The organism is Fulvivirga aurantia (genome assembly GCF_009711475.1).
Lineage (GTDB): Bacteria > Bacteroidota > Bacteroidia > Cytophagales > Cyclobacteriaceae > Fulvivirga > Fulvivirga aurantia.
The window spans coordinates 1-528 of record NZ_SMMD01000109.1 but is presented as its reverse complement, the minus strand read 5'-3'; the positions used below and the strand labels follow the sequence as shown (position 1 = coordinate 528).

Here is a 528-nt window from a genome sequence, read left to right as displayed (position 1 = left end):
AAGTAATTATCAGGACGATAAACACCAAAACCCTTATAGCCATGACCGGAATTATTTTGCTTGTAGAAGATAACCCAGATGACGTTGAACTCACGCTTCGTGCTTTAAAAAAGAAGAACATACTCAACGAAGTAGTAGTGGCTTCTGACGGTGTGCAAGCGCTGGATTTATTATTTGGCCGTAATGGCGTAAAAGCAATAAAGCCATCTTTAATCCTCCTGGACCTAAAACTCCCTAGAATAGATGGACTTGATGTATTAAAAGAAATAAACGAAAACGAAATAACCAAAGAGTACCCAGTGGTGGTTTTAACGACCTCAAGTGAGGAAGATGACATTGTAAAAAGTTATGGTTATGGTGCCAAGAGTTTTATAAGAAAACCAATTAATTTCGCTGAATTTACCGAAGCCGTTGGGCATTTGGGTGTATACTGGCTGATTTTGAATGAGCCCTACCCGGGCAAATCTTAACCAGATGCACACTCACCGAGGTAATGAAACCATTCAGCGAATATTTTTTAAATAAATA

At 38.6% G+C, this 528-nt stretch carries 1 protein-coding gene; it reads left to right on the top strand.

The genetic code is table 11. From position 1 onward, the window contains the following. Nucleotides 1-470: response regulator (locus E1176_RS00240; protein WP_343030479.1), on the top strand; the 470-nt coding region annotated here is incomplete at its 5' end. Nucleotides 471-528: the final 58 nt, after the last annotated feature.